The following is a 16,745-nucleotide window of genomic DNA, read 5'->3' as shown; positions in this document are numbered from 1 at the left end:
CGGCTACGCGCTCGGTCCTGTAGGCCGGGTAAGGCGTAGCCGCCACCCGGCAAACCATCAGCGCAAGAGCTGACAATCCGGCGGTAATCGGCACTGCAACGCGCCCGGAACAACTTCGATGCGGAATTTCTCTCCGCTCAGCGGTTCGCCATCAAGGTTAAAGGTCATACCGTGTGGGGCGATCACTTCAAACCACGCGGATTTCCCGGCGATGATATTGGGGCTCTCCTCTGGCTGCGTCAGCGTCGTAAACAGCGCGGGCAGCAGCCCGTCGCCGGTAAAAATGCGCAGCTGTAGCTGACCATCATTAATCAGGGCTTCCGGGCAAAGCTGCTGTCCGCCGCCTGCCTGACGTCCGTTGCCGATACCAATCACCAGCGCGTCGCCCTGCCAGTGGAAGTTCTCACCGTGGATTTCACAGCTGTCGGGCTTGAGGGTGTCCATGCGCATCAGGCCGTGAATGAGGTACGAGACGCCGCCCAGCGCGGCTTTCAGCTTCTCCGGCGTTTCGCTGGTGATCCGCGTGCCGAAACCGCCCGTAGCCATGTTGATAAAGCAGGTTCTTTCATTCACCTGTGCAATGTCGACGGCGGTCGCTTTCCCGAGGATAGCCAGTTGCAGTGCTTTGCCTAAATCCTCAGGTATGCCGGCGCTGGTGGCAAAATCATTGGCGGTACCGAGCGGTAAAATGCCCATCACCGGGCGATGTGCTGTGTTGAGGTCAATAAGCGCACCAGCGATCTCGTTGATTGTTCCGTCGCCGCCGCCTGAAATGATGGTCTCAGCACCTAACCTGATGCCTTCGTCGATATAGCGTGCCGCATCGCCTTTTTCAAAGGTCACCCGCACGTGAATGCGCGCGCCATCTTCACGCAATTCGGTGATCGCCTGGCGCAACAGATCGTTGCCTGCACTTTTGCCATTGAGAATTAATAAACTGTCTGGATAGGATGCCATCCGGGTTGCTCCCTTTTTTAACTATAGAAAGAGTGTATCCCAGAGAAGGAAAAAGCGGGTAAGAACAGGATGAAAGGCAAAAAAATAAGCCCGCGTAAGGGGGCCTTTGAACCCGACCAAAGAACCCCGTAGCGCTTACATGGCTGTTACTGGCACTCAAATGGCAATTGTGGTTAACGTTAGAGGCCTGACGTTGGCCTTGCCTCAATTTTGAGCTGCTTACGCCAGACCCGATTATGTAGCGTTAGCGCAATTGAACGGTAAAAAATCGATGAATCCATCCACTTAATGTTCAGACAGAAAAAACCCAGCCCCAACAAAGAGGTTATTTGCGGTGTGTAGTTCTCAACAGGGCCGATTAAAAGCGAAATCCCTGTCCAGATGAAATAAACGATGCTCATTATGCCTGTCAGCGTAATGACGAAAATATGCAGTTTATATCCAGGCAAAGATCCCCGTGTAGTCAGAAACATCGTGCTCATCACTATCAGACAATACACAATTGCTGCAATGAATACTCCCATCATAACCTTAAATTCAGCTAAGCCGAGCCAGCGAAACAGCAACAGCCAGAGGGAAACTTGCACCATGGCGTAGCAAAAAATAGCAAGTAATGTGCTAACTGCCAGAGGAATCCCTGTCATATGTACGCCCACAGGAACGCCGAACTGATCTTTTAATTCTTCTTTTAATGTTTCAAGCTGGTGGAGATCATCGGTCGCCATTTTACTGTTAACCAAGGCACTTAATGTAAGGCTATTTTTAATGTATTTCATCATGGACGAGTCAATAACTTCCTGTAAATGAAAAAGACTGAATTAAACCAAAAATGTATTTACCCGTTTGTGCAACATTCTGCGGATTTCTGATATTTCCTGAGATAGCACTTCCAACAAAGGCAGAGGAATTTGAAATGGTGTTCAGCAACTCACGCTGTAAGAGCAACTGCAACGCTTCTGACGGATAACGTTTAGGATACACGCCTGCTTTCATTGCGGCTTTTACACCTGAATTCGAGATGCCGGGATTGCGGATACGAATAATCTCCTCTGTTAATCGCGTACGGTCAGCCCGGCTCATTTTTTGTAATAAAGAGAGCAAACTCTCAGACGATGAACGGTTAAGAAGGCGATAGGTCAATACAGCGCTTTTTAAACCCGCAGCAGCCCCGGCAAGAGAAATCGCATCCATGGCTGTGTTGGTTGCTGTATACCACTCCTGGGAGTCCATCCACGCAACATAGTCATCATGATTCATAGCAATCAACGACAGGCGGCCAAGTCCATTTGCACATTGAATTCCTGTCGCAACACCACCGGCCAAGATCACAGCGGCTATAGCACCGGAAGACCCTGCGGTGAGTGGAATAGCCATGCCGGCACCTGCCGCAAGTACAACAGTAAGTATTGCGGCTCCGCAGGAAATTGCCGTTGAACCAATTTCAGTTGCCAGGGAAGGGGACTTAATCGTCGCCGTTGTTGCCTGAACAGGGTTAACTAACGAGGCATTTACTTTGGTTATGACTACATGACTAACCGAGCTTTCGTTTGGTGTCGCAATTCTTCTTGATGGCCTTACTAACCACTGACGTGCACCGTCTGAGTAGATAATCCCGGCCTGATTAAAATTTCTGCTACAGTCCAGTTGACCTGCAAGTGCTGTGAAATTTATATCGCAGCCAGAGGCAAGACCAAGACTACGTGCGATTTCGTAATCTGGAATATCCTTTGAAAACTGACCTGGGAATGTCACTTCATCTCTCTCCGTCCAGGTGAATCGTAGGCTGTTATTGAATCAAGAGTAAGGGGGCTGCCATCTCTTACAATTAGGAATGTTCCGAATAGTTTTCATCCTTCTCTAATCCATTAAAAGATGGGATACAGATCCTTTGTCTGTACGATTCCCTTATATGCTATGCCAAATGCCGACACGACCCCCCACCAGGTCAACGCAACTCCATTTTAACTTTCAGGGGTAAAAAAAATAAGCCCGCGTAAGGGAGATTACGCAGGCTAAGGAGGTGGTTCCTGGTACAGCTAGCATTTATGGGTTATGTTTTTCAGCGGGGGGATAATACCCGTATTGAACGAAGCGGTATGTGATCCGATTCTAAGAATTATCCCAGCGTGAAAAAATCCCGTTGATTGACTATTTGCCGTGTGGATTTCGGGTATTTTCACCTTCAAAATTACGCATCAGCAGCGCAAACTCCAGCTCTACCTCTTCAGGAACCGGCAGCCAGACCACATGGCCGTCGCCAGGTGCGACCTCTATCGCCTCACCTTTTTTGTTTTCCAGGTGCTCGAGGCGGAAGTTCATGTTGCCCTGCGGTGTCATCAGCTCCAGGCTGTCGCCTTTAGTGAATTTGTTTTTGACGGCGACGGCGGCCAGCGGACCTTTACGTTCGCCGGTGAAGTCGCCTACAAACTGCTGGCGTTCGGAAATAGAGTAGCCATGCTCGTAGTTCTGGTAGTCGTCGTGGGTGTGACGACGCAGGAAACCTTCGGTATAGCCGCGATGCGCCAGACCTTCCAGCGTTTCCAGCAGGCTGGTGTCGAACGGTTTGCCGGCGGCGGCATCGTCGATGGCTTTGCGATACACCTGTGCGGTACGGGCGCAGTAGTAGTAAGACTTGGTGCGGCCTTCGATTTTCAGGGAGTGTACGCCCATCTGGGTTAAACGCTCGACGTGTGCGATGGCGCGCAGATCTTTGGAGTTCATGATGTAGGTGCCATGCTCGTCTTCGAAGGCGGTCATGTATTCGCCCGGACGTTTGGCTTCTTCGATCATAAACACGCTGTCGGTAGGCGCGCCGATACCCAGCGTTGGCTCAACGTTGGTGACCGGGATCGGCTCGTGTTTGTGCACGATATTGCCGATGTCATCTTCTTTGCCTTCCTGAACGTTATATTCCCAGCGGCAGGCGTTGGTGCAGGTGCCCTGGTTCGGGTCACGCTTGTTGATGTAGCCAGAGAGCAGGCAGCGGCCGGAGTAGGCCATGCACAGCGCGCCGTGAACGAAGATTTCGATCTCCATATCCGGCACCTGGGTGCGGATCTCTTCGATCTCTTCGAGGGACAGCTCGCGGGACAGAATGACGCGGGTCAGCCCCATCTGTTTCCAGAATTTCACCGTTGCCCAGTTGACGGCGTTAGCCTGCACCGAGAGGTGAATGTCCATCTCCGGGAAGTTCTCCCGAACCAGCATGATTAAACCCGGGTCCGACATGATCAGCGCGTCCGGCCCCATCTCCACGACCGGCTTCAGGTCGCGAATGAACGTTTTCAGCTTGGCGTTGTGCGGCGCGATGTTCACCACCACGTAGAATTTTTTGCCCAGGGCATGCGCTTCATTGATGCCGAGCTGAAGATTCTCGTGGTTGAATTCGTTGTTACGCACGCGCAGCGAGTAGCGCGGCTGGCCCGCGTAGACGGCGTCGGCACCATAGGCGAAAGCGTAACGCATATTTTGCAGCGTTCCCGCCGGGGAAAGGAGTTCCGGTTTAAACATGTTTGTTCTCGTTCTGATGACAGGTCAGATCCGCGTGCACCTGGTGCAGCGGTAAGGGGAGATCCCCCACTTTAAGGGCGGGCATTGTAGCGCTGCGGGGCGGGGAGGTAAAGCGCCTCACCCCTTTCAGATGACATAATACTTCGTATCTTTAAACCATTAGCGATATGACATACAAACACAAATATATTAAAGCAAGTAGAATAATACCGGCGATAAGAATGAAACCAATGGCATTCATCGTAGCCGTTCCAGAATACTTGACTGTCCAGATGGCAACTGTTCGAATGTTATGCAGTATTTTTGTGATCATATAGCTGATGAAAACAATAAGCAGCGTCAATTGCGTAAACATGGAAAGGTAAAACATGATAGCCTGCGGAATGAAGTAGTTAGATATTGCCCCTTTTGAGGTAAAGATAATCATGGTTTCGTTATCGATGAAATCCAGTGAAGACCGTATCACTTCCAGCGGGTTCCATGTCATTACAGGTCTGTCTTCAAAATACAGGCCTTGCTGGATATAGAGGTCCTCAATCGAAGCATTTTTAAGATGGGTGACGATAAGTGTAAATGAGAGCATAACGCCCAGAACAATTGAAGAAAAATAAACGATCGATTTTACAGACGAAAACCCTTTCGATAGACCTGCGTTAATGTAAGCTCTGATAAGATAAATTGACATCACATCAAGCAGTAAAGAGTACCAAAAGCCAAAATGAATAAAGTCATGTAATGCAACTTTAATGGTCAATGGCAGATGTTGAGGAATGATGTGCTCAGGATTTCTAAAAGTCAGCACCCAGAGATACCAAACTACAAATAAGATACTGGAATATAAAATCAATAAAAACGGTATGGTGATTAATTGCCTTTTTGAGAATGCATGATTACCGAATGCCAGGAAAAAAGCGCTTACCCATTGCTCGGAAAACTTGGTTATTCTGTTTTTTTTAGGTATGAGGAGTTCTATTTTTTGTATTGCTTTTGTTTTCATTTTTTTATTATAAGCAAATAACCCCAAGAAAAGGCTGGCAACGCTTATAGCTGTGGTGATGATAATGAATAAATTACCAATAACATTTTGCATTTCTTGAAGCCGTAATATTGTGATTTATTTCGTTTTTAACATCAAACATTACAATTTGCAATTGTCAAATCAGGTAGGGGTGTTGTTAGAAAGTGAATGTTATGAAGAACGATGATTACCTGGGCAGGTAATCATCGTTAAAGCAAATATTAAGCAATCCTGCACGCATCCGCTTCCCAGCGATAACCCACGCCGTACACCGCGCGAATAAACGACTGGTCGGCGTCCAGCGCCTCCAGCTTGCGGCGCAGGTTTTTGATGTGGCTGTCGATGGTGCGGTCGGTCACCACGCGGTAATCGTCATACAGATGGTTGAGCAGCTGCTCGCGGGAAAACACTTTGCCCGGCTCGTGGGAGAGCGTTTTCAACAGGCGGAACTCCGCTGGGGTGAGATCCAATAGTTTGCTGCGCCAGCTCGCCTGGAAGCGGCTTTCGTCGACGATCAGCGGGCTTTGCGCATCCAGCACCTGCAATTCACGCTGCGGCTTACAGCGGCGGAGGATGGTTTTCACCCGAGCGACCACCTCCCGCGGGCTGTAAGGCTTGCAGATGTAATCGTCGGCGCCGATTTCGAGCCCCAGCAGACGGTCGATCTCTTCGATTTTGGCCGTCACCATCACGATGGGCACATCGGAGAAACGACGAATTTCCCGGCACAGGGTCAGGCCGTCGGTACCCGGCAGCATCAGATCCAGCAGGATCAGATCCGGCGGCGTCTGGCGCACGTAGGGCAGCACCTGGTCGCCGTGGCTGATAAGCGTTGGCGCGTAACTTGCGGCACGCAAATAGTCGATCAGCAGTTGTCCAAGTTTAGGCTCGTCTTCCACGATCAAAATACGCGGTGTGTTGTCGTCAATCGGTAACTCGGTCATGCTTCCCTCGATAAATCCCGTTCCAGAGGTAACTCTACTGTAATGCTAACCCCGCCAAAAGGCGAATGGGCGGCGCGGATGGTGCCGCCGTGGGCCTCAACAATGTTAACGCAAATCGCCAGCCCAAGGCCGGAACCGCCGCTGGCGCGGTTGCGTGAACCTTCGGTGCGATAGAAGCGCTCGAACAGTTTTTCCAGCTGCGCATCTTTCACGCCAGGGGCGGAGTCCGCAAAGGTCAGGGCAAAGCGCCCGTTTTCCTGCCTGCCGGAGATATGCAGCGCGCCGCCGCCGTCGGTGTAGCGGAGGCTGTTCTCCAGCAGATTATTGAACAGCTGCATCAGGCGATCTCTGTCGCCAAATACCACCGCGCTGTCCGGCAGCGAGAGGTTGATTTTCAGGTCACGGCTGGCGAAGCGTTCGCGGAATGCGCCGGTCACGACTTCAAGGATATTGATCACGTCGACTGGGGCTTTCTGGTAGGCCAGGGCGCCTTCGTCGGACATGGAAAGCTGATGCAGATCGTCCACCAGCTTGGTCAGCGTGCCGACTTCCGCCTGAAGCGAGGCCACGGACTCGGGGGTGAACTGTCGCACGCCGTCCTGAATCGCCTCCAGCTCGCCGCGCAGCACCGCCAGCGGGGTGCGCAGCTCGTGCGAAATGTCGGCCATAAAATCGCGGCGCATCTGCTGGTTTTTTTCCAGCGTGCTGGCGAGCTGGTTGAAGTCCTGCGCCAGCTTGCCCAGTTCATCCTGGCTGCGGGTGTCCACGCGGGTCGAGAAATCACCCGCCGCCAGCTTGTGCGTGCCTTCCACCAGGCGCTTAACCGGCGCCAGCAGGCCGCGCGCCAGCGGGAAGGTGGCGAGCGCCGCAAGCAGGGTAGAAAGCGCGACAATCAGCCAGCTGGTCTGACGCTGCTGGCGGTCAAAGTTGATGTCGGTGTTGCGCGTCAGCCGCTCGACCGGCGAGGCGATAACCCAGCCCACCGTGGCGCCGTTCGAGATGATGGCGCGCTTTGTACCGTCCGGCGGTACCGGAGAGCGTGGGCCAACGAGCACGCGCATCTCCTGATCTATCACCCAGAACTGGGTGCGCCAGCCGTGCGGCGGCATGCCCGGCCCCGGGCGGTCGTCGTCATTATCGTGCTCCAGCGAGCGCAGGATTTGAAACACAAAGCGATCGTTATTGCGCAGAAAACGCCAGTTACCGTGCAGGCTATACTGTTCGCCCAGCGCGTCGCTTAAGCCCTGTAGTCGCTGTTCGTTACCGTGCTTGATGTAGTCAATAAAGCCGCGCTCAAAACTGACCCGCACCGCCCAGTGCATGGTAATCAGCAGGACGATACAGGTGGCGAAAATTGCCACAAAAAGCTTACCGGTGATCCCCGGACGCCAGAATTTCATGGTGCACTCCTTTTGCCGCGTCGGATCACGACGTTTTTGGTCGTGTCATTCGGTACTCTGGCAAAGATAAAAGCGGGCAGGGCGATAATTACCGCCATGCTGAGGTAAGTGTATAAAAAGACCTGATGCGCGACGGGGGTGTCGGCGCTGAGATGGTGCTGACCGTACATGCCGAGCAGCAATCCGGCGACCGTGACTCCCACGCTCATGGAGAGCTGCATGATCATCGACAGCAGGCTGTTACCACTGCTCGCCAGCTCGTCCGGCAGATCTTTCAGCGTCAGGGTGTTCATCGACGAGAAGCGCATGGAGTTGATGATACCCTGGCAGAACAGCACCAGCGGCAGGATGTAGTACCAGCCCAGCAGCGCCACGGCCATAAACAGCAGGCAAACCAACGCCAGCCCGATCGTAGCGGCCACCAGCACCCGGCGATAGCCAAAGCGGTTCACCACCTGCACCACAATACGCTTCATCCCCATGCTGCCGAGCACCATCGGGATCATCATCAGCCCGGCGTGGAACGGCGAGAAGCCCATCCCAATCTGTAAAAACACCGGCGTCATAAACGGCAACATGCCGCTGCCGATGCGTCCGGCAAAGCTGCCGAAGAGACCAAGACGGTAGGTGGGATTCCTGAACAGATTCAGGCTGAACAGCGCGTTAGCGTTGCCTCTGGCATGCCACAGATACCAGAGAATCGCGGTGATCCCCAGCGCCACCAGCAGGGCGAGCGACAGGGAGGATATCCCCAGCCCTTTTTGCCCGTCGAGGGCCAGGGTGAGCGTCGCCATGCCAGACGCCAGCAGGATAAAGCCAACGAAATCAAAGCGCCGGGTCTGCATTTTATAGTTCGGCATCAGCGTCAGGGTGGCAATCGCGCCGATAATACCGACCGGCAGGTTGATCAGGAAGATCCAGTGCCAGGAGGCATACTCCACCAGAATACCGCCCAGCGCCGGGCCAAGCAGCGGGCCGACCTGACCGGGCAAGGTGACGAAGGTCATCGCCGCCATATACTGCTCGCGCGGAACAATTTTCATCACCGTTAACCGCCCGACGGGCACCATCATCGCGCCGCCGACGCCCTGTAGCACGCGCGCCATCACCAGCTGGTCGAGGGTATTGGCCTGGGCGCAAAACAGCGACCCGGTGGTAAACAGCACAATGGCGGTGAAGAAGATGTTTCTCACACCGACTTTATCCGCCAGCCAGCCGCTGGCGGGCAGCATCACGGCGACCGTCAGCACGTAGGCGACAATCACCATATGCATGTGCAGCGGGCTCTCCCCCAGGCTTTTCGCCATCGAGGGGAGGGCGGTGTTCACGATGGTCGTGTCCAGCGACTGCATAAAGAAGCCGAACGCGACGATCCACAATTGCCAGCGAACGTTACTGGGTAGGTCGGTCATTTACTCGGTCACCGTGGTTCTCTTTTTACGCGAAAAACGCAGCCGCAGTCGGTCAAAGAACAGATAGACTACCGGCGTGGTGTAGAGCGTCAGCAGCTGGCTCATCACCAGGCCGCCGACAATCGTGATCCCCAGCGGCTGGCGCAGTTCAGAGCCGTCACCGCCGGATATAACCAGCGGTAGCGCACCGAACAGCGCGGCCAGCGTGGTCATCATGATCGGGCGAAAACGCAGCAGACAGGCCTGGAATATCGCCTCGTCCGGCGTCAGGTTGCCGTTACGCTGGGCGTCCAGGGCAAAGTCGACCATCATAATCGCGTTTTTCTTCACAATACCTATTAATAGCATGATCCCGATGAGCGCGATTAGGCTGAACGGGGCACCGAACAGCTCCAGCGCCAGCAGCGCCCCCACGCCCGCAGAGGGAAGCGTGGAGAGAATGGTCAACGGGTGCACATAGCTTTCGTACAGCACGCCCAGCACGATATAAACCGTGGCAATAGCCGCCAGAATCAAAATGACCTGCGAGTTCATGGTGTCCTGGAACACCTGCGCCGTGCCGGCAAAGCTGCCGCGTACGGAGGAGGGCACCCCGAGCTGGGTCATGGCGCGGTTGATGGCGTCGCTGGCCTCAGACAGCGACGAACCGGTTGGCAGGTTAAACGACACGGTCGAGGCGGCGGAAAGCCCCTGGTGGTTCACCGACAGCGGCGCGTTCGACGGCTGCCAGCTGGCGAAGTAAGACAGCGGGATCGCCTTGCCGTCATTATTGATCACAAACATCTTGTCCAGCGCGCTGATGTCCTGGGTGTAGCGCGGATCAACTTCCATCACCACCTTGTACTGGTTCATCGGCTGATAGATGGTGGAGACTTCACGCTGCCCGAAGGCGTTGTTAAGCAGGCTGTTGGCCGCTTCAACGTTAATGCCCAGGCGGGACATGGTTTCGCGATCGTAGGTGAGCGCCATCTCGGCGCCGTTATTCTGGCTGTCGGAGTTCACGTCCGCCAGCTGCGGCAGCGCGGCCAGCGCTTTACGGATCTTAGGCTCCCACTCGCGCAGGGCAGCTAAGTCATCTGAGAGCAGGGTGTACTGATAGCTGGCGTTAGCCTGTCGTCCACCGACGCGGATATCCTGAACGGCCATCAAAAACAGATTTGCCCCCGGCTCTTTGGCGAGCTTCAGCCGCAGGCGGTCAATGATCTGCTGCGCCGTTTCGTGACGTTCACCGCGCGGCTTAAGGGTAATAAACATCATCCCGCTGTTAACGCGCGAGCCGCCGGTAAAGCCGGTGACGTTATCCACGGCCGGATCTTCCCGGATGATTTTCATAAAGTCTTGCAGTTTGCCCCGCATCGCCTGGAACGAAATACTCTGGTCCGCCTGAATACCGCCCATCAGCACGCCGGTATCCTGCTCCGGGAAGAAGGTTTTCGGGATGGTGATATACATCCAGACGTTGAGGACGATGGTGCCTATCAGCACCAGCCCGACAAGACGCGTGTGGTTCAGCACCCATTTCAGCGATTTGCCATAGCCTGACTGCATCGCTATCAGGACGCGGCCAAAGCCTTTCCTGCGCGGCTGCGAGTGCGGTTGGCTGCGCTTTAGCATCCAGCCGCACATCATCGGCGTCAGCGTCAGCGAAATCACCAGGGAGATACCGATGGCGACGGAAAGCGTGACGGCAAATTCGCGCAGCAGTCGCCCCGGCAGGCCGCCCATCAGCAGCAGCGGCAGGAACACCGCCACCAGCGACAGGCTCATGGACAGGACCGTGAAGCCCACTTCGCGTGTCCCCTGAAGCGCCGCCTGGAGCGGCTTCATGCCCGCTTCCAGATGGCGCGAGATATTTTCCAGCACCACGATGGCGTCATCCACCACAAACCCGGTGGCAATCGTCAGCGCCATCAGCGACAGGTTGTTAAGACTAAACCCGCACAGGTACATGGCGGCAAAGGTGCCTATCAGCGATACCGGAACCGCCACCGCCGGGATCAGCGTGGCGCGCCCCGAGCGCAGGAACAGGAACACCACCAGGATCACCAGCGCGACGGAGATGATCAGCGTTTGCTCTACCTCCTCAAGCGAGGCGCGGATGGTAGGGGAGCGGTCCTGCGCAATCTGGAGGTCGATGGCCGCCGGAATCGTTTCCTGGAGCTCCGGCAGGCGCGCGCGGATGCTGTTCACCGTCTGGATAATGTTGGCTTCCGGCAGTTTGCGGATCATCAGCAAAATCGCCGGTTTGGCGTTGGTCATCCCGGCGTTACGCACGTCCTGCACCGAATCGGTGACGCTGGCGACGTCGCTCAGGCGCACCGCCGCACCGTTGTTGTAGTGAATAATCAACGGCTGATACTCGGCGGCGGTTTTCAGCTCGTCGTTGGTCTGGATCTGCCAGCGGTGGCTGTTGTCCTCAATCGCGCCCTGCGGCTTACGCACGTTGGCGTTGCTGATGGCGGAACGCACGTCGTCCAGCGACACGCCCTGGTTAAACAGCGCCTGCGGATTCAGCCCCACGCGCACGGCGGGCAGAGAGCTGCCGCCGACGTCCACGTCGCCCACGCCGTCAATCTGGGCGATGGTTTGCGCCAGCTGGGTGGAGGCAAAATCGTACAGCTCGCCCTGGGAGTAGGTCTCTGACGTGAGCGTCAGGATCATGATCGGCGCGTCGGACGGGTTAGCCTTGCGGTAGGTTGGACGGCTCGGCATGCCGCTTGGCAGCAGGCTTTGGGCGGCGTTTATCGCGGCCTGCACGTCACGCGCCGCGCCGTTGATATCCCGGTCGAAGTTAAATTCCAGAATGATGCGCGTGCTGCCCAGCGAACTGCTGGAGGTCATCTCGTTAACCCCGGCAATTCGCCCAAGCGAGCGCTCAAGCGGCGTCGCCACTGATGACGCCATGGTCTCCGGCGAGGCACCCGGCAGCGAGGCGCTGACCATGATCACCGGGAAATCGACCTGCGGCAGCGGGGCCACCGGCAGCAGCCGGAAGCCCAGCACGCCGCACAGGGTAATAGCGACGGAGAGTAAAATCGTCGCCACCGGACGGTAAATGAAGAGGGCGAAAAACTTCACTTACGCCTCCTCTTCACGTTTCGGGAAGCGGCTTTTCGTCCACAGGGCCAGACGGTCAAACAGCAGGTAGATAACCGGCGTGGTAAACAGCGTCAGCACCTGGCTCACCAGCAGGCCGCCCACCATCCCGATGCCCAGCGGACGGCGCAGTTCGGCCCCCACGCCGGTGCTCAGCATCAGCGGCAGCGCGCCCAGCAGGGCGGCGAGGGTGGTCATCAGGATCGGACGAAAACGCAGCAGACAGGCCTGGTAAATGGCCTCGCGCGGCGCCATACCCTGCTCGCGCTCGGCGGCCAGCGCAAAGTCGATCATCATGATGGCGTTTTTCTTCACAATGCCGATAAGCAGGATGATGCCGATGATCGCAATGACGTCCAGCTCGCTCCCCGCCAGCATCAGCGCCAGCAGCGCCCCCACGCCCGCCGTCGGCAGGGTGGAGAGGATGGTGATTGGGTGGATAAAGCTTTCATACAGCACGCCAAGCACGATATACATCGCCACCACCGCCGCGACAATCAGCCAGACGGTGCTGCCCAGCGCGGCCTGGAACGCCAGCGTACTGCCCTGGAACTGGGTCTGAATATCGGACGGGAAGCTGAGTTCTTTCTCCGCTCCCAGAATGGCCTCCACCGCTTCGCCCAGGGAATACCCGTCCGGCACGTTGAACGAAATGGTGGTGGACGGGAACTGATCGAGATGGTTAATCGACAGCGGGGTGTGACGCTCTTCCACGCTGGCAATGGCGCTGAGCGGCACAATCCCGCCGTCTTTGCTGGTCAGGCGCACCGTGTCCAGCGCGGCCAGCCCGGGCGTGTTTTCGGTGTTATGTTCCAGCACCACGCGATACTGGTTGGCCTGGGTATAGATGGTGGAGATCAGGCGCTGGCCAAAGGCGTTATACAGGGCGTTATCCACGTCGGACATGGTAATGCCCAGACGGCTGGCGGTGTCGCGGTTGACGTTCACGTACGCCGCCAGCCCTTTATCCTGCCAGTCGCTGCTGACGTCAGAAACCTGCGGCAGTGCTTTCAGCTTGTCCACCAGCTGCGGCACCCAGGTGCTCAGCGCCTCAAGCGAGGTGGCCTGGAGCGTAAACTGGTACTGCGTGCGGCTCACCTGCGTATCAATGGTTAAATCCTGGATCGGTTGCAGATACAGCTCAATGCCCGGCACGCGCGCCACCGCGCTTTGCAGGCGTTCAATCACCGCGTTAACGCGATCGTCGCGGTCATCGAGCGGTTTAAGGTTAATTTGCAGGCGGGCGCTGTTGAGCGACGGGTTGGTGCCGTCCACGCCCACGTAGGCAGTCAGGCTTTCCACCGCCGGATCTTTCATGATGATCTCAGACACCTGCTGCTGGCGCTGCGCCATGTTGGCGAAGGAGACCGTCTGCGGCGCCTGAAGCGTGCCCTGAATAATGCCGTTGTCCTGAATCGGGAAGAAGCCTTTCGGAATGAAAATCCACAGCATGACGCTGAGCGCCAGGGTGCCGAGCGCCACGCCGAGCGTTGCCCACGGATGGTTCAGCACTTTCGCCAGCACGCGGCCGTAGGCGGCGATAATGCGCTCGAACATCCGCTCGGAGGCGCGCGAGAAGCGGTTTTGCTTGCGCAGGGACTCGTGGCTCAGCATGCGGGCGCACATCATCGGCGTCAGCGTCAGCGACACCACGGCAGAGATCAGAATGGCGACCGCCAGCGTCACGGCAAACTCGCGGAATAGCCGCCCGACGATATCGCCCATAAACAGCAGCGGGATCAGCACCGCAATTAGCGAGAAGGTGAGCGAGATAATGGTAAAGCCGATCTCCCCCGCGCCCTTCAGCGCGGCGGCTAACGGCTTTTCACCTTTTTCGATATAGCGCGAGATGTTCTCGATTACCACGATGGCGTCGTCCACCACAAACCCGGTGGCGATGGTGAGCGCCATCAGCGTCAGGTTGTTAATCGAGAAGTCGAGGAACACCATCACCGCGAAGGTGCCGACCAGCGAGAGCGGCACGGCGACGGCGGGAATGATGGTTGCCGGGACGTTGCGCAGGAACAGGTAGATGATCATCACCACCAGCGCAATCGCCAGCATCAGCTCGAACTGGGTGTCGGTCACTGACGCGCGAATATTCGTGGTGCGGTCAGAGAGCACTTTCACGCTGACCGATTTTGGCAGGCTTTCCACCAGCTGCGGCAGCATGGTGCGAATGCTGTCGGCGGTATCAATAATGTTCGCGCCCGGCTGGCGCTGAACGTTCATGACAATCGCCTGCTGCTTATTGGCCCACGCCCCGAGCCAGCTGTTTTCCGCGCCTTGTTCAACGGTTGCCACGTCGCCCAAACGGATCGGCGCGCCGTTCTGGTAGGCAATGATCAGCTGACGGTACTCATCGGCGGACTGCATCTGGTCGTTGGCGGAGAGCGTGACCGCGCGGGTCGGGCCGTCCAGCGAACCCTTCGCTGAGTTGACGTTGGCGCTGCTGATGGCGGTGCGAATGGTTTCGCTGGTTAACCCCAGCGCCGCAATGGCCTGGGCATTCAGTTTGACGCGCACGGCGGGGCGTTGACCGCCCGCCAGCGTCACCAGCCCCACGCCGGTCACCTGCGAAATCTTCTGCGCCACGCGGGTTTCAACCATGTCTTCCACCTGGGTCATCGGCATGGCGGAGGAAGTCACGGCAAGGGTCATGATCGGCGGATCCGCCGGGTTGACCTTGCTGTAAACAGGTGGATTCGGCAGGTCAGACGGCAGCAGGTTTGTGGCGGCGTTAATCGCGGCCTGCACCTCCTGCTCAGCGACGTCCAGCGACAGCGTGAGCTGGAACTGAAGCGTGACGACCGAAGCGCCACCGGAGCTCTGGGAAGACATCTGCTTCAGGCCAGACATCTGGCCAAACTGACGCTCCAGCGGGGCGGTGATGGCGGACGTCACCACATCCGGACTGGCGCCCGGATAGAGGGTGACAACCTGAATGGTCGGGTAGTCCACTTCCGGCAGCGCCGACACGGGCAGAAAACGGTAGCCAATGATCCCGGCCAGCAGGATCGCCACCATCAGCAGGGTCGTCGCAACCGGACGTAAAATAAACAGGCGTGATGGCCCACCTGTAGAGCTCGGCGGCATCACCTGCATCAGGCTTTTGCTCCTGTATCCTGCGCTTCCACCACCTCGACCTGCGCCCCTTCGGTCAGACGGTCAATACCGTCGGTCACGACGCGGTCGCCAGCGGACAGCCCGGCGCTGATCACCACCGTCTGGCTGTCCTGGATGCCGGTTTTCACCAGGTGTTTGCTGACCTTGTTTTCGCTGTTCAGCACCCAGACAAAGTTGCCTTCACTGCCCATTTGCAGGGCCGCCGTCGGGATCACTACCGCGTTTTCTTCGGTCGCGACCAGCATTCGCGCGTTGACGAACTGATTCGGGAACAGCGCATCGTCCTGATTGTTGAAGCGTGCTTTTAGCTTAATGGTGCCGGTGGTGGTGTCGATCTGGTTATCCAGGCTCAACAGCGAACCTTCGCTCAGCTTCTGCTTGTTGGTGCGATCCCAGGCTTCAACCACCAGCGTTTTTCCGGCCTTCTGCGCCTGTATCACCGTCGCAATGTCGCTTTCCGGCAGGGTAAAGACGAGATCGATAGGGTGCGTCTGGGTGATCACCACGATGCCCGTGGTATCGCCGCTGGAGATTTGGTTCCCGATATCAACCTGTTTCAGGCCCACGCGGCCGTCAATCGGCGCGGTGATCCGGCTCCAGTCGAGCTGGAGCTGGGCGCTGGCGACCGCGGCTTCGTCGGCCTTGATGGTGCCCTGAGATTCACTGACCAGAGACTGCTGGGTGTCCAGCTCCTGGCGCGACACGAGGTTGGTTTTTACCAGCTGCTGATAGCGGGCTAAATCGCGGCGGGCATTGGCGAGGGTGGCTTTGTCTTTCGCGAGCTGCCCCTGCGCCTGCGCCAGGGCAACCTTAAACTGGCTTGGATCGATTTCCGCCAGCAGATCGCCGGCTTTTACCTGCTGACCTTCCTGGAAATGGATGGCCATCAACTGACCGTCCACGCGGCTACGTACCGTCACGGTGTTGGCGGCGGTGATGGTTCCCAGCCCGGAGAGATAACGAGGCACCGCTTTATTCACCGCCGTTGCCGCCTGCACCGGTGCCAGCGCACCGCCGCGCATAGCGTGGCGCCCGCCGCCCGTTGAGCGTTGTGAGGGGCTATTAGCGCCAGCAGGTGCCGTGGAGTTCGCGGACTGGCTGTGCCAGTACCAGGCGGCGGCCAGGACCACCACAATCAGACCAACGGCGATTGCCCAGCGGGATTTGTTACTGCCTTTCATCGTTATACGTTCTCATCCTGAAACTCTTTCGGGGAATGATACTAGTTTAGTCAGCTAACACAGCGGAAAAATGGAGGAAATATGGAAGACTGTCGGGAATT

General features: G+C 56.7%; 11 protein-coding genes. All 11 read right to left on the bottom strand.

What is annotated here, in order from left to right:
- Positions 1–57 precede the first annotated feature (57 nt).
- Positions 58–957 carry a lipid kinase YegS gene (yegS, locus tag RS584_RS14075; RefSeq protein WP_015572360.1) on the bottom strand — a complete coding sequence of 300 codons (900 nt, stop codon included), beginning with the start codon at positions 955–957 and terminating at the stop codon, positions 58–60.
- 179 nt (positions 958–1,136) lie between these two features.
- Entirely contained in the window at positions 1,137–1,736 is a 600-nt protein-coding gene (locus RS584_RS14070) for a hypothetical protein (RefSeq protein ID WP_052687651.1), read from the bottom strand.
- A gap of 7 nt (positions 1,737–1,743) precedes the next feature.
- Positions 1,744–2,709 carry a hypothetical protein gene (locus tag RS584_RS14065; protein WP_315748066.1) on the bottom strand — a complete coding sequence of 322 codons (966 nt, stop codon included), beginning with the start codon at positions 2,707–2,709 and terminating at the stop codon, positions 1,744–1,746.
- 396 nt (positions 2,710–3,105) lie between these two features.
- A complete protein-coding gene (gene yegQ, locus RS584_RS14060) occupies positions 3,106–4,467 on the bottom strand; it encodes a tRNA 5-hydroxyuridine modification protein YegQ (protein WP_017383261.1) in 1,362 nt (453 codons plus the stop codon).
- A gap of 151 nt (positions 4,468–4,618) precedes the next feature.
- On the bottom strand, positions 4,619–5,557 hold the full coding sequence (locus tag RS584_RS14055; RefSeq protein WP_015572363.1) for a hypothetical protein: 939 nt from the start codon (positions 5,555–5,557) through the stop codon (positions 4,619–4,621).
- 149 nt (positions 5,558–5,706) lie between these two features.
- Positions 5,707–6,429 carry a two-component system response regulator BaeR gene (gene baeR, locus RS584_RS14050; protein WP_015572364.1) on the bottom strand — a complete coding sequence of 241 codons (723 nt, stop codon included), beginning with the start codon at positions 6,427–6,429 and terminating at the stop codon, positions 5,707–5,709.
- Positions 6,426–7,829 (bottom strand): two-component system sensor histidine kinase BaeS, encoded by a 1,404-nt coding sequence (gene baeS, locus RS584_RS14045; protein ID WP_047726978.1) that lies wholly within the window; start codon positions 7,827–7,829, stop codon positions 6,426–6,428. Before baeS ends, baeR begins: the two co-directional genes overlap by 4 nt.
- The gene (locus tag RS584_RS14040) at positions 7,826–9,241 is read right to left on the bottom strand and encodes an MFS transporter (RefSeq protein WP_315748065.1); all 1,416 of its coding nucleotides are present in this window, start codon (positions 9,239–9,241) and stop codon (positions 7,826–7,828) included. The genes baeS and RS584_RS14040 overlap by 4 nt, the downstream gene beginning before the upstream one ends.
- Positions 9,242–12,319, bottom strand: coding sequence for a multidrug efflux RND transporter permease subunit MdtC (gene mdtC / locus RS584_RS14035; protein ID WP_045357020.1), 3,078 nt, complete (start codon positions 12,317–12,319; stop codon positions 9,242–9,244). It lies immediately after the preceding gene.
- A complete protein-coding gene (locus tag RS584_RS14030) occupies positions 12,320–15,442 on the bottom strand; it encodes an MdtB/MuxB family multidrug efflux RND transporter permease subunit (RefSeq protein ID WP_017383264.1) in 3,123 nt (1,040 codons plus the stop codon).
- On the bottom strand, positions 15,442–16,644 hold the full coding sequence (locus RS584_RS14025) for an MdtA/MuxA family multidrug efflux RND transporter periplasmic adaptor subunit (RefSeq protein ID WP_126495775.1): 1,203 nt from the start codon (positions 16,642–16,644) through the stop codon (positions 15,442–15,444). The genes RS584_RS14030 and RS584_RS14025 overlap by 1 nt, the downstream gene beginning before the upstream one ends.
- Between the last annotated feature and the right edge of the window lie 101 nt (positions 16,645–16,745).

Origin of the sequence: Enterobacter sp. DTU_2021_1002640_1_SI_PRY_ASU_LCPMC_013 (assembly GCF_032389435.1) — a bacterium.
Classification (GTDB): domain Bacteria; phylum Pseudomonadota; class Gammaproteobacteria; order Enterobacterales; family Enterobacteriaceae; genus Enterobacter; species Enterobacter hormaechei_C.
This window is presented reverse-complemented; position numbering and strand designations above follow the sequence as displayed.

Bases quoted from the DNA above. Each gene is read 5' to 3' on its own strand.
- baeR (WP_015572364.1), bottom strand. From the start codon at position 6,429: ATGACCGAGTTACCGATTGACGACAACACACCGCGTATTTTGATCGTG.
- RS584_RS14070 (WP_052687651.1), bottom strand. From the start codon at position 1,736: ATGATGAAATACATTAAAAATAGCCTTACATTAAGTGCCTTGGTTAAC.
- RS584_RS14025 (WP_126495775.1), bottom strand. From the start codon at position 16,644: ATGAAAGGCAGTAACAAATCCCGCTGGGCAATCGCCGTTGGTCTGATT.
- RS584_RS14030 (WP_017383264.1), bottom strand. From the start codon at position 15,442: ATGCAGGTGATGCCGCCGAGCTCTACAGGTGGGCCATCACGCCTGTTT.
- yegQ (WP_017383261.1), bottom strand. From the start codon at position 4,467: ATGTTTAAACCGGAACTCCTTTCCCCGGCGGGAACGCTGCAAAATATG.
- baeS (WP_047726978.1), bottom strand. From the start codon at position 7,829: ATGAAATTCTGGCGTCCGGGGATCACCGGTAAGCTTTTTGTGGCAATT.
- RS584_RS14055 (WP_015572363.1), bottom strand. From the start codon at position 5,557: ATGCAAAATGTTATTGGTAATTTATTCATTATCATCACCACAGCTATA.
- yegS (WP_015572360.1), bottom strand. From the start codon at position 957: ATGGCATCCTATCCAGACAGTTTATTAATTCTCAATGGCAAAAGTGCA.
- RS584_RS14040 (WP_315748065.1), bottom strand. From the start codon at position 9,241: ATGACCGACCTACCCAGTAACGTTCGCTGGCAATTGTGGATCGTCGCG.